This is a genomic window from Bradyrhizobium sp. USDA 3650 (genome assembly GCF_054057395.1).
Map to the genome: position 1 here is coordinate 2,539,284 of NZ_JBSRZG010000001.1, position 13,169 is coordinate 2,552,452.

Sequence of the window (13,169 nt, forward strand, 5' to 3'; positions counted from 1 at the left end):
GCCGTGAGCGGATGAACTTATGGACCCCCAGACTAACTCGGCCCCGGCGTCGAACATCGGTTGCAATGGGGTATTCAAATCGCCCCCCAACAGAAATCTGTAAAAATCAATTTGATCTTACTAGCATCTGCTCAATTGTCTGAAAAGAGGTTTTGTTCTAATGTTAATTGTTTGGACCCCGGCGATCGTTCGGCCTGCGGCGATGATCCCAGCGTTTCACTAGCGCGCAGATTCTGCGTGGGGGGAGAACCAGGCCAGTGGATCAGTGCTTCGTCCAGGCGGATACACCCCGGGATCCACTCGCACGGTGCAACCTGGAACATCCATCCCTTGGATCTATTCGAGATCCGCCACCAACTTCGTGCAGGGGCGCAACCGGCATTCCAATCGCCACATTCTTGTAGCGCGTCTGTGCAGCATTTATCACTTACAGGAAGTGCGCGACCCGAGCGAACGAGAGCGAATCCGCAAAGCTGCTCAAGTCGCCCTTCGAGATCCAGCTGGAAATTAGGACCGCTCAACTGCTGGAGCGGCGTTAATTAAAAAACTAGATCTGTCGGATTTTAAAGACGGAACAACGAATAAGTCAAGACAGTCAGGGACGGTGATCTATTAGTCCGCCTCGTGACGATTGAAGGCGCAACTTCAACTGACGCGCGCCGTTTAAAATCGGCGGCATCGCTGCCTCAGTAAATTGCTCTGCTGACGACTTCCTCCATTCGGGAAGGCGCACGTCAGGCGCAAATAGCTCTGACACCAGCGACTTCGATTACCGACGATGACTTCGCACGAGATGATACGATTATACCACTGGCTCTGTCTCGGGAGGACCTACGCACTGCACCCTGCTCTGCCCTTAAAACTCGGGCTCGAAGCTCTTGCAGTTCGGCAAATTGTGAGTTGAGAGCCCCAACGAGTTGCCTCAGAAGAACGATACGATCGCGCTGACCGCGCTCACTCATGATACGCCCCCTCAAATAATGGGACTTTCCAAAAATCAAATCACCTAACGCCAGATCGACAGCTGAAACGGACGCTTCAATTGGGTCCGACGGACTATAGCAAAGGTTCACATGAAAGATGTGACATAGTAGGCGTCGATGTGCAGGTGCACCCCGATGCCCCGGCCGTGATAATCTTACACATGGGGCGGGGAGCATTGCTCACCTCCGCGCCCAACTAAGAGAACATGATCGCTTCTGCGTTTTCATCATGCGACGTCCCCACACAAGACTACCGGCTCTGGCCGTTTTCGTTCGGGCCTGAGGGCAATACGCCACCGCCGATAACAACACCGACCAATGGCTCGGCGAGTTGGAACCAAATGTGTGTTGACGTGCCGGGCCGGACGATCCCAAATTCTGAACACTGCTATCACAAAGAGGCAAAAAAAGAGGCGACTTAAAGCCGCCTCTTTGTGACCTGCCGCACTACGCAACAGATTGCGCGTCCTGCGGCATATCGGTTTGAGCTCTTGCACCCAGCGCAATGCGAATACTGACTGGTACCTGACGGTGCGATTTTGCGCGAGGGTACGGCAACTCGTTCACCGGCTTGCCGTTTGGATAGAGCGCTACATGCTCGGCCCAATTGTCGAAGCCAAGACGATCAACGTTGTCGATGAACGTCTCCGCTGGGGTATTTTCTGCAATGATCAACGAATGATCTTCCACCTCGACGTGATAATAGACGAACGTCGATGGGACCGCGGTCTCTCGCGCGATCGAAGCGCCATTCACAAGCGCGCCAGCTTGGATGAGCGTGCCGTCCACCAACAGCGCGTGATCGGGAGAGACCAATAAGTCTCGGGACGGCACATTGTCGGCCAAAGCTCCTGCCCGAACGCGGATCGGCAGCGACCGCATTTTATCGGCAAAGACGGTCGATACCGTCTGAATGCCGACCCAATCGACTGGGACTGTGCGTCCATCATGAGTCAGCACGAGGTCGCCACGCTTGAGTGCTTCTACAGCCACATCACCGTGGGGCGTCCGGATCAGCGTACCGCTGTAGAAGCAGAATGTGACCTCGGCAGTTGTGTCGACATTCGTCAGCCTGCCGTGTTGGCCGTTCAAATTGCCGGAATACGCGGTATCCGTCAGGAAGAAATAGTTACCGTGGTTGTCCTGGATAATGATGCCGTTATGGCCAGCGAGATCCGCAGTCGCGATGAAGGTATATTTGTTGCCGTTGCTCAGCGAGCCGCTTGCGACGTCGCCGATTTTGACCTTGTCGCCGTGATCGAGCGGATCATTTCCGGACTGGTCTACCGCCTTGACCCCGACCGCGACCGGGTTGACGCCAGGTGACGAGGAATCAGCATCGACGAGTTTAAATGTTCCGCCCGTCTTTACCAACTCGTACGCGAAATTAAATTCCTCACTCGTTTTTGCAGCCATCGCGATAACCTCGGAAATCCAATATTTACCCTAGCCCAAGTTCCTCATAACGGATTGCCAACGCCGTTGATATACGGCGAAACAAAATAACTGTAACTTGAGATAAATAAGCAAATGAATTTACGATCTTTCCACTGGTCATCAGGGCTAGGCGGGGACAGCAGTGCTGAGTGGCTGGCAGACGCAGCTCAGGGCGCCGCTGCCACAGCAGCGAAGGTCCGCAGCGGAACAACAGATTCGGGCCACAACGAAAGATTGCTCAAACATAACGGCGGGCTACTCGGCTCACTGGCGCAGAGGTTTGGGCCCCAAGCTACTTTTAGCCGGGACTGGATTTACGTAATCGTTTGACTTGCGTGAGATACACTGGTCGAACCGGCCGCCCGGCGGGGCGGCCCTTTCTTCTGCCGACCCCTTCGCCCAACCTAAACAGGCTCATCTTAAAGGAGATGGCGTATTCAGTCGCACATGGAGCATCGGCAAAGACATCACTTCACCAATTGTGCGAAAGATTTCCCACTCGTTTTGTTTGTTCGGCCCCGCTGTTTTTGAAAGCGCTGCAAGCGAGCGTAAACCGCCTGCCGCGTGCGGCCCAGCTGTTCGCCGACCTCCCCAGCCGACGCGCCACCGCTAAAGAGGAGAAGCAGTTTGGCTTCCTCGTCTGGCAGCCATGGACGCGTCAAAGTTCGATTGTTCGTCATGATCGGTTACAGCGTTCGCAGACTTAGGCGCGCGGCGGTGCAGGCCGCCGCGGTGCATCAGGAGTTCGGGCCGGCCGTTCGACCCGCGGCGGCTCTGGTATGCGGCTACGCTCAGGCTCACGATTACCGCGCACCATCCACGCCGCTAGACGCGCATAGCTTCGCCTCAGAGCCGGTGCAAACCAAGCCGATACCTCTTCGTGATCCATGCCGCGAAAGAATGTCTTCAAATCATTTAAAAAGACTTGCCGTGTTTTCCCGGACCGCGTAACTGCTCTTCAATAGTGCGATGCGAAAGGATGGTCATGATGGAAACAGACCGCTGGCTTGAAGCCATACTGCAAGACGTCCGCCGTCGCGCAAAGCACAATCTTCACTCAGCATCACCGGAAACATCTTGGCCTTCTCGCGATCGCGATTGGGTGCTCGGTTCAAAGCTGCCGAACGTGCCAAAGTGACGGCTGTCCTCCTCCGAAATAATTGGTTCGAACAGCGCTCCACCAAGGCTGGCCTCGAATATCGCATGACTGAGGTAGGTCTGGCAGAGCTTAGCCGACCGCGATAACCGCAGGGCGGGTCGGAACGACAACAAGCTCGCGGGCTACGGATCTTGGATGCGTACCCTGGTCATGTCCTCTCGGCAAAGAGCTGATTTACCCTTCAAGGTCAATGAGGTCCCAAGGGCTCGATAGTGGTCCAGGCGAATTCGGCCGATCACTGATGTGCAAAACTCCTCGCGCTCGTCCTACCGTCATTCGAAGAGAGGGGAATTCAGATGATTACACTCAAAGCGTTTGTACTCGCCCTTGGTGCCGGGATCGCATTTTGGAATTGTTCGGGCGACTTCGGCTACGACGTGGCACTGGCGACCGCCGCCTGCCTGCCATAACTTTTCGACGACAGGAACCCGCCTTGAAGGCAACCTACATCGGACTGGTAGTGCGAAGCCCGCCAGATCAAACCGGCAGCAGCTCAACATAAACGCTCTTGCTCTAGCCGTCTTGGCACGCGATGTCCAAGCTGTCGCAAGCGATGGCGAAAGCCTGTTTTGCCTTAGCTTTTTCGAAGCAAAATTTGGTTCCGACCTTCCGCTCGATCGGTCCACCAGACGGTTCTCGTATCTTTGGCGATGCTCCAGCAGCACGCACAGTCAGGCAATGTTCGTTTGTCATCAAGCCTCCGGAAAATTGGAGTGACCTGCCCCTGAAGTTTCACGCAGTAGCGGTTAGAGTCTCGGCGGATGTTACGCCGTTTGGCGCGGTGTTAGCAACGTGCGATCGGCGGAGCTGGTCGGGGTTGCGCAGCCGATCGCACGTTGCGGTGAGGTAGGCGGCATAGGCCGCAGGGGCCAGATAGCCGAGCGAGGAATGCGGGCGTTGGCCGTTGTAGTCGCCGACCCAATCCGCAATCTTGGCGCGGGCGTGATCGAGGCCGAAGAACAAGGTTTCGTTGAGAAGCTCGTCCCGCATCCGGCCGTTGAAGCTTTCACAGAAGCCGTTCTGCATCGGCTTGCCCGGCGCAATGAAGTGCCAGTCGATGTTGTTCTCCTTCGACCAGGCCAGCATGGCATTGCAGGTGAACTCGGTGCCGTTGTCGGAGACGATCATGCCCGGCTTGCCGCGCTGATTGATCAGCGCCGTCAGTTCGCGTGCCACCCGCCGCCCCGGGATCGAGGTGTCGGGGATGGCCGCCAGACATTCCCGGGTCACGTATCGACGATATTCAGGACCCGGAAGCGACGGCCGCTGGCGAACTGGTCGTGGACAAATCCAGCGACCACCGGGCGTTCGGCCGAGCCTCGAGCAGTATCGGCGCTCGGGTGCCCACGGCGCGGCGGCGGGCTCGGCGCTTGCGCACGCTGAGGCCTTCCTCTCGATACAGACGGTAGATCCGGTTCCGCCCGGACGGCTCGCCCTGCTGGCGAAGCAGCACGAACAGCCGGCGGTAGCCGAACCGCCGACGGGCATTAGCAAGCTCGCGCAAGTGGCCGCGTAGTTCGGTGTCCGGCGGTCGGCACGATCGGTAGCGAACCATCTTGCGGTCAGCGCCGACGATGCCGCAGGCCCGCCGCCTCCGACAGACCGATGACGGCCTGCAGGTGCGCGACGGCTTCGCGCTTGGCGACGGGCCCTACCATTTTTTTGACAAAAGCTCGCGTAGCGCTGCAGCATCCAGCATCTGCTCGGCCAGCAGCTTCTTCAGCTTGGCGTTCTCCGTCCTCGAGTTGCCGCAACCGCTTGGCATCGGAGACGTCCAGACCGCCGAACTTCGCCTTCCAATTGTACAGCGTCGCTTCAGAGACGCCATGCTTCCGCGCCAAATCGGCAGCCTTCGCACCTGCCTCATGCTCACGCAGCACGCCAATAATCTGCTCTTCCGTAAACCTGGCTCGCTTCATCTGTCCGTCCTTCAGAAGGCCGGACTCTAACTTCAACCGGAGGAAATCGGCAGGGGCAGGTCAACAGTTGAACAAGACGCAGTCTGGGGCAGACTGCGGCCCGCGCATTGTCAAAAAATCCGGGTGAAAGGGGTCTAGGTGCAAAGCCAGCCCATTGTGCAAACAAAATGCTGTTCCATTACAGGAGCTTAAATTTTGCAGCCTTCGTGCACATAGGGAGGCCCGCTAAAACTACCGAGGTAGGCGACTTCCGCTTCCTGAGCAAGGCCGCGCAAACCCCCAGGGCCGCTTCCCGTTAGATTTTGGACCCGTTTGAAGGGCGGTTTGCAACATCAAGTTCGAAGCGATCCGGCGCGGGGAATTGCCGATCCCGCATCGTCTGCCGAAGGCTGAATAGGCCGGAAAGGCCGGGCGAAGCAGCGGAATGATTATGTGAGGCGGGCAACAAATTGCCAAAGCTAAGCCGCAGCCGAAGTCACACGAACAATTCCAAAACAAATCTCCGTACCTTGGGCGAGCACAAATGCTTTGAGTCAATTATATGAAGACCCTCTCGTCCAGTGAGGGCGAGGATGAGCCATGATCGTTTCCAGGCAGCTTCAAGGGGACGGGGCGATTGGTTTCGTTCACCGAGCCGTTTATTCCCCTACTTCCATTAGGCGGCGCCGTTTGCCTCGGTATTGCAACCAACCGCAGCTCTCGACAGTACACCCTTTTCAAGTGCCTTCTTATAGGAGATAAACTTTGGCCTAGGTTATGCAGCTTGGCTTCGTATCCAGCAGCCCAGCTGTTGTTGGCACCTCAACGTTTCCCCAGAAACCGCTCATGCAACGTGATGGGGCCCTTTGAGCCGTCGAGAAGAACCCTGACCCGTGTGCGCGTTGCACCTGTCCCAAGAACCACGCCACGTTTACCGGCTAGTCGCGGGCCAGCGTCGGCCTGCACGACGATTAACTGGCCGGCGGACAACGGCGTCATTGCCGACGAGTCCAAGCTGGAAGAAGTTTGCAGCCTCGAATGGCGATCACCCATCGATTGCGCTCTCATAACCAGCATCGCCGCCGCTCCTACCAGCTGGACAGCGCGGCGCTTACCCAAAATGGCGAAGATCTGTTAGCGGGGCCGCTTCGCGTGCTCGTAGGCCACCGCTCCCGTCTGGTCGCTTCGATTCGCTCGCGATCAGCACAATGGCGAGCAATCGCAACTATCGAGCTCGACGGCGTCTCACCAGCCAATACACGCCATATCCTATCGCGAGAAGAGGAAGGCCGGCGCCTGCAATCGGTCCGGGCGCTCCCCGGATTTGGCCGGGCGCGTTGGAGCAATTCCCGTTGCCATTGCAGGCGCTCGCTGTCGGCGAACCCGTCATCAGAATAAAAGTCAAAACGGCCGCAGAGGGTAAGGACAAGGTCAGCTTTTTCATTTGTATCTTGCTCCACGCCACCCGCCAAGGGAAGGAAATATCTAAACTCTACGAATTTAAACTAGAGCTGTCCAAGATTAAATCATTAAACAACGACTGATCTTTTTCAGCGGAACCCAAATCCGCGACCGCATTACTATGAAGACCCGGCGAAGAACGACTTGTCGAAAGTTCGCACTACAACAGATGATCGTTGGGCTGAAATCAGTCGGCGGTTGTTTGACCCACGATACAGCCGTGTACGACGCTACCCGACCGATGGCAACAAGCAGTGGATCGGGCGCATCGGGACCCGCCGCGCCATCATAAGCCTTAACATGGACCAGCTTCTTCGGAGCCGATGGTTCCTTGAGCCGAAGTGGCCCCACAAGCCCGCGATTTGTGACCTTCGCCGCACCCGATTTCGTTCGTGCCATGTTCGTGACGTGTCGTCGGGAGGCGTCGCCATCTTTCTCCAAGACTAAGGGTCATACCGAAAGAGTTTGAGCTGCTGATTGACGGAGTGCCTGCGATGACGCTCTGCAAAATGGTCTGGCGCCGCGATGCCTTTGTAGGCGCCAAGTTTACGGTCCGCGAGGCTTGCTAATAGTGTTACAGCGTAGTTGCCGTACAGGGATACCCTGATGTGGCTTGCGCGTCCGCCGGCGAACCGGATGCTTGACGCATTTGCGAAATCCCGTGTTTCGCGTCACAACGGCTCCGGGACGCGGGGCTTAGCGCTCCGCTCTGGGCTGTTCTCGACCTCGCGGTTCACTTCCGGACCAGCGTCAACCTCATGCCGGTCAGCATGGTGTAGGCAAGGCGTCGCCAGATCAGGTTCATCAGCACTAACATGATCGCATCCTCTCACTTGAGACGTGGCTTAGGTTCGGTCCGATTTGTTTCAGGGCGACTTCGCCAGCAGAGGATATGGCTTCTTCGGGGAGGCGAGGCCGCGTTTAAACCGCCGCTTCATCACTGAGGGCAGTGTCGCCGAAGCGCCTGCAGGTTAGATTAGATAATAACGGGGATAAAATATGCGGTTTAATATTCAAATTGCCATAAGCGAACAATAACGCTCGCGTGGTGAACCTTACAGTTCCCCTCACCGACACAAATTTAAGCAACGCATGCTATGCTGAAAGTGGTCACGGCCGCCCCGTGACCGGGCGGCCGTGTCCTGAGCGTCCTCAACCTACCCCAAGCGAAGTGCACGGCCGCCACCTGTTATCAACGTTTGCAAAGCACTGCAACCGACAGGAAGTCCCTTGGGAAGCAGTTGGACGCCACACGGCGAGTGAAGGCGTAATGACGCACGAAGCCGCGGTAGGGCCGATAGCGGGCGCAACCGTTGCTGCAAGTCCTCAGCTGATTGTCGAGGTAAGATTGACGCCCGTTGTTCTTCGACTGTGCACGCCTGAGCTCGTTCACTCCAGGCCGGGAGAGACGAACGTGTTCATTTGAATGTTAGTCATTCTCATCGGTGTCAGTGTCGCAATTCTGATCGCCCACACGATCGATGCAATACGCTCCTGAAGCGTAAGCGTCGTTTTCAGGCCACGGCCTTAAGGGCTTGGCGTCGGTAGGCCCACGGGAGGAGCTGATCGATGTCGCTGTTGGGATGGCCATTGACGATCCTGGTAAGGACGTCGGTCAGGTAGGTGAGCGGATCGACGTCGTTCAGCTTACAGGTTTCGATCAGGGAAGCGATGACGGCCCAATGCTCAGCGCCGCCGTCGGAGCCTGCGAACAACGCATTTTTCCGGTTGAGTGCGATCGGACGGATTGAGCGCTCGACGGCGTTGTTATCGAGCTCGATACGACCGTCATCGATGAAGCGTGTCAGGCCTTCCCAGCGCGAGAGCGCATAGCGGATGGCCTCGGCGAGCTTGCCCTTCTGGCTGATGAGGGCAAGCTTTGTGCGTAGCCATCCCTCGAAGACATCTGCAAGCGGCCGGCTCCTCTGCTGCCGGATCAGACGGCGCTCTTCGGCGCTGCGGCCGCGGATGTCCTTCTCGATGGCGTAAAACTCAGCGATGCATTTGAGCGCCTCGCTCGCAATCGGCGCTGGGCCAGGCGTTGCGAGTTCATAGAAGTTGCGCCGCATATGCGCCCAGCAGAACGCAAGCTCAACGTCGCCGCGCGCGGCGAGTTTGGCGTAGCCGGCATAGCCGTCGACCTGCAGTATCCCCTTGAAACCTGCAAGATGAGCGATCGGCCGCTCGGCTTTACGGTCGGGCGCATAGACATAGACGACCCCCGGCGGATCGACGCCGCCCCATGGCCGATCGTCAGCTGCATAGGCCCAGAGCTGGCCGGTCTTGGTGCGCCCGCGGCCTGGATCGAGCACCGGCATCGTCGTTTCATCGGCAAACAGCTTCGCCCGTTGCCTGAGCTGAACCAGGACGCGCTCATGCAGCGGACGCAGGTGCCAAGCCGCATGACCGACCCAGTCCGCCAGTGTCGAACGATCCAGCTCAATGCCCTGGCGGGCGTAGATCTGGGCCTGCCGGTACAGCGGCAGGTGGTCGGCATATTTGGACACCAGGACCTGAGCCACAGTGGCCTCGGTTGGCAATCCGCCCTCGATCAGCCGCGCCGGGGCTGGCGCCTGCGTAACGCCGTCCTCGCAAGCCCGGCAGGCGTATTTGGGACGCCGGGTAACGAGCACCCGGAACTGTGCCGGCACCAGCTCCAGGCGCTCGCTTCTGTCCTCGCCGATCCGGTGCAGTTCGCCTCGGCAGCAGAGGCAGGTTTTGTCCTCGATATCGACGATGACCTCAATCCGGGGCAGATGCGCCGGCAAGGCGCCACGGTTGCTGCGGCGTTTGCGAGTCCGCGCCGCGCGGCCATCCGGGACGCTCTCGTCCTGCTCCGCTTCGGCAGACGCTGCGACCTGCTCGACGTCTTCCAGCCCCAGCAGCATCGCTCTTCGGGCAGCGTCTCCGCCTTCCGGCCAAAGCGATGGCGCTGCATCTCCTTGATGATCTGGCGCAGCCGCTCGCTCTCGCACCGCTCGGCGAGCAGCATCGCTTTCAGCGTCTCGGGATCATCAGGCAGGGCGGCGCTCACGGGCAAATCAGAGCATATTCGCGCTCGCTTTGCGACGAGCCCGGCGACCCTGATTCACTTCGCCGCAGCGCTGCCAACAACTATCCGGGCTGCGTCGGTGTCGTCGTCTCCCGGGCCTCATGGACACGCCGCCAGTCTAGCCCTTCCAGCAGCGCAGACAATTGCGCCGCCGACAAACGCATCACGCCATCTTCAATCTTCGGCCAACGGAAGACGCCGTCTTCCAGACGCTTCGCAAACAGGCACAGGCCCGTCCCATCCCAGAAGATCAGCTTAATCCGGTCCGCCCGCTTGGCCCGGAACACATAGATCGCGCCCGAGAACGGATCGGCCATCATGGCCTCGCGCACCAGTGTTGCCAATCCTTCGGCGCCCTTGCGGAAGTCCACCGGCCTGGTCGCCACCATCACCCGAACCGTCCCGGACGGACCAATCACCGGCTCGCCTTCAGCGCCTGAACGATAGCCGAGATCATGTTTGCGTCCGCGCCGCGGCCACAACCCGGATCGTGACGCCGTCGACCTCAATCTCGATCGTCCCGACGTCGGGCCTGGGCTTGCATCGCGGCGCTTTGCACTTCCGGCCAAGAGCAGCCGTCTGCGCGACCGCATCCACCACCGCCGGCACAAACCGCAATTCTTGCGCTTTAGAATGCTTGGCCGCGGCTTCTCTCAGTTCCCGGCGCCAACCGAACAACTGTTGCGGCGACAACCCATGGCGCCGAGCCACTGCACAAACTGAGTCACCACTCGTCGCGATCTCCGCAACAATCCGCGCCTTGTCTTCGTTGTGCCACTTCCGCCGACGACCGGCCCCGGTGAAGACTTCCAACCGCCGGACCGGCTCCGTGATAGCACTGCGCACTGTGTCCATTCTAAGCCTAGCGACAAAAACCAAGCCGCAGACTCGCAGATCACCAGCTCATCCGAAAGGTGGCCGCAGGACATCGCTTACCCTGAAGCGGGACGGGTTCACACCTGTGAACGCACGCCGTCGCAGCCGGCGTCACCCCTCGGGGAAGGTGGGCCGCCAGCTTTCCAGCCAGTATCCACTGGCGGCCCCTGCCAATCCCGAAAATTCTGGCCTTGCGTGGTCAGACGACCGGCGAAATGATACTGCTTCGCAGTCACCGGACCCCGAGCGGCACTATGGCCAGCCGGTAGGATCAAAGCACCAGAGAGCGGCGCAAGATCAGCGAGCGCCCCTCAGTCGACATGACGTTGAACACGTCGTCATCACGCCCTTGTCGCATCTGATGCACGCGTTGACGCATTGATCAAAATTTTTTGGATCGAAAGACGAGTACATTTTTGCGGCGCATGCATTTGTTGAGTTGGTGGCGTCTTCCTCACGCGAGCAAGCGACCAGCCATGTTGTAGCAAGCGTGACGACGGCAACCGCGCGGATCATTTGCTCGTGACCGCGCTTCCCCATTAGGTCAAACCAGTGCTTGCTGGGGCCAAAGCTACCAGCCTTGGAGACTTTGATCGCATGGCGGCGAAATACCGGGATGTCGTGACTGCGGCAAAAGCGACGGAAATCTCAAAAGCAACCGTGAAAGTAAAAAAAGCGGCACGAGGGCTAAAGCATATTTAAGCGCTGCTCCCCAGGGATCCCCCTGGTAACATTTTAGCGACATCGTCTTTATCAGTTCAAGCCTTTGTCTGACCGACCTTTGCGACACGCGAAGGCCTGTTCCCCCCAACCCCGCCAAGTGTTCACTTTGGACAATTCGCCGACCTAGCCAGAGGCCGGCAAGCCTAGGCGTCACTTGCCGAGATTGACGAAAACCTTGACCGCGCCGACCCAGCGCCGGCACCAGCGCGCAAGTTCACCGCCGTGTGGAAGACGGCGTAAACACAGCGGCGCCCGACGCTGGTCAAGTTCTTGAGCTTCGCACGAGCATTGGACCATGGCGCTAGATGGATCGTTTAACACTCACAAAGCTCGCCCCCGCTGCTGCAATGGTCACCTCGGTGGGCGGACTACGTTGAGACCTCTTTGCGTGATGCGGTACTCAGTGCCATCAGGCGTTTCACGACGCTCGATCCATCCGTTTAGCAGAAGCGCTTTCTTTGTTCGTGGTGGGTCAGGCATCTTGGATGCGTGCGTCGATTTTGCATGCCGGAGTTTGATCCAGGAATTGACGATGGCGCCCATTAAACATCTCCTCGGGAGTAGCCTCAGCGGCGCGATGATAACGGCGCACCTCTTCAAGGATCGGTTCGAGCGATCCCTCTTCAGTCATGTGCAACTCCTTTGGTTCAAATTTTTTATGTAAAATCTTACGTCGACTAATTATCTCTTGTTCTAATTCGCAGAATTGCACAAGAAACCCCACGGCATTGTCTATTGATCTGCCGACTTTACCAGCGAAGCTTCGCCTTGTGTCAAAGCCGTGCGCCAGACCGTCAGCCTAGCGAACGTTGGGTTTAGGTAGCCGTTCGGGATGGAAGTCTGTTGGGTTGATCTTCCAGTCCGGTCGCTTTTTCTCCTCTTGGACGGGCATCAGGGTTGCCTGAAAAAACAGCCCCCCAACCTCGCCAGAGCACGAAGCGTAGTTCGAAGCGGCCGTGCCCGTCAGCTTGATTTCGACTTCGTCAGCACCGAAAATGTTTTGCTGTCCATCAGCGTGTCGGCATGTCGTCAGCGTTGCCGCAAATCGTGTTCCGGCGATCTGATACGTTCCGCCGTAACTCATGACTGTATCGCCACCTGTGATAACGCCGTTCCTCAGATGAACACGGCCGGTGCCTGAACCGCGCTCGGTCTGGAACCATGCGATATATTCGCCGTCTTTAAGCATGTGTTCGCCTCGCTCAAAGCGCAATAAAGCCGAGCATCGGACAAAGAGAACGGCGAAAGTATTACAAAACCATGAATGATCCAGCAGAGCGGGAGGTCATCGGCGTGGGCGCCGGCGTGCAGGCGCTCTATCGGCTTGCTAGAAAGACGCGAAGACGCCGGGGCGCCGACGATTTCGAAGAGGAAGGCGGCTATGAAGCCTTTGCAAGCCAGCAGAGCCCACCGGCGCCCTCGCAGCGCGCGAAGCAAAACCAAGACGTCCAGGTAAGGCTAACAGCGAGGAACAGCCACTTTAGCGGAGGGTTTTTGCAGTCGTGAAAGAGCCTCCGCTTCGCTTGCGGGCTTGTGATGAAGATCGGAGCCGCCCATCATTCCTCTGCAAGCTGGGACGC

The 13,169-nt window shown here is 58.2% G+C and carries 6 protein-coding genes and 2 pseudogenes; 1 reads left to right on the forward strand and 7 read right to left on the reverse strand.

The features are described from left to right. Window positions 1–1,430 precede the first annotated feature (1,430 nt). Both ACVIN2_RS11895 and ACVIN2_RS11900 read right to left on the reverse strand, forming a co-directional pair. The gene (locus ACVIN2_RS11895; protein ID WP_456765741.1) at window positions 1,431–2,399 is read right to left on the reverse strand and encodes a Hint domain-containing protein; all 969 of its coding nucleotides are present in this window, start codon (window positions 2,397–2,399) and stop codon (window positions 1,431–1,433) included. A 1,912-nt stretch (window positions 2,400–4,311) separates the two neighbouring features. Next, window positions 4,312–5,498: pseudogene (locus tag ACVIN2_RS11900) on the reverse strand (IS3 family transposase). 1,187 nt (window positions 5,499–6,685) lie between these two features. Between ACVIN2_RS11900 and ACVIN2_RS11905 the strand changes: the two are divergent. Next, window positions 6,686–7,021: a hypothetical protein gene (locus ACVIN2_RS11905; protein ID WP_456765742.1), complete on the forward strand. Its 336-nt coding sequence runs from the start codon at window positions 6,686–6,688 to the stop codon at window positions 7,019–7,021. Window positions 7,022–8,452: 1,431 nt separating this feature from the next. Here ACVIN2_RS11905 and tnpC read toward each other — a convergent pair. The 5 genes and pseudogenes from tnpC to ACVIN2_RS11930 all read right to left on the reverse strand — a co-directional run bounded on the left by tnpC (window position 8,453) and on the right by ACVIN2_RS11930 (window position 12,778). Beyond that, a pseudogene (tnpC, locus tag ACVIN2_RS11910) lies at window positions 8,453–9,930 on the reverse strand (IS66 family transposase). A 122-nt stretch (window positions 9,931–10,052) separates the two neighbouring features. After that, window positions 10,053–10,409, reverse strand: coding sequence for an IS66 family insertion sequence element accessory protein TnpB (gene tnpB, locus ACVIN2_RS11915; protein ID WP_456765743.1), 357 nt, complete (start codon window positions 10,407–10,409; stop codon window positions 10,053–10,055). Between the two features lie 34 nt (window positions 10,410–10,443). Continuing rightward, window positions 10,444–10,803, reverse strand: a complete 360-nt coding sequence (gene tnpA, locus ACVIN2_RS11920; protein ID WP_456765744.1) for an IS66-like element accessory protein TnpA — start codon at window positions 10,801–10,803, stop codon at window positions 10,444–10,446. Window positions 10,804–12,061: 1,258 nt separating this feature from the next. Continuing rightward, window positions 12,062–12,220, reverse strand: coding sequence for a hypothetical protein (locus ACVIN2_RS11925; RefSeq protein ID WP_456765745.1), 159 nt, complete (start codon window positions 12,218–12,220; stop codon window positions 12,062–12,064). Window positions 12,221–12,388: 168 nt separating this feature from the next. After that, complete coding sequence (locus tag ACVIN2_RS11930) at window positions 12,389–12,778, reverse strand: hypothetical protein (RefSeq protein WP_456765746.1); 390 nt, start codon at window positions 12,776–12,778, stop codon at window positions 12,389–12,391. Window positions 12,779–13,169: the final 391 nt, after the last annotated feature.

Coding starts and splice junctions, on each gene's coding strand:
- ACVIN2_RS11925 (WP_456765745.1), bottom strand. CDS start 12,220: ATGACTGAAGAGGGATCGCTCGAACCGATCCTTGAAGAGGTGCGCCGT.
- ACVIN2_RS11930 (WP_456765746.1), bottom strand. CDS start 12,778: ATGCTTAAAGACGGCGAATATATCGCATGGTTCCAGACCGAGCGCGGT.
- ACVIN2_RS11905 (WP_456765742.1), top strand. CDS start 6,686: ATGGCGAGCAATCGCAACTATCGAGCTCGACGGCGTCTCACCAGCCAA.
- ACVIN2_RS11895 (WP_456765741.1), bottom strand. CDS start 2,399: ATGGCTGCAAAAACGAGTGAGGAATTTAATTTCGCGTACGAGTTGGTA.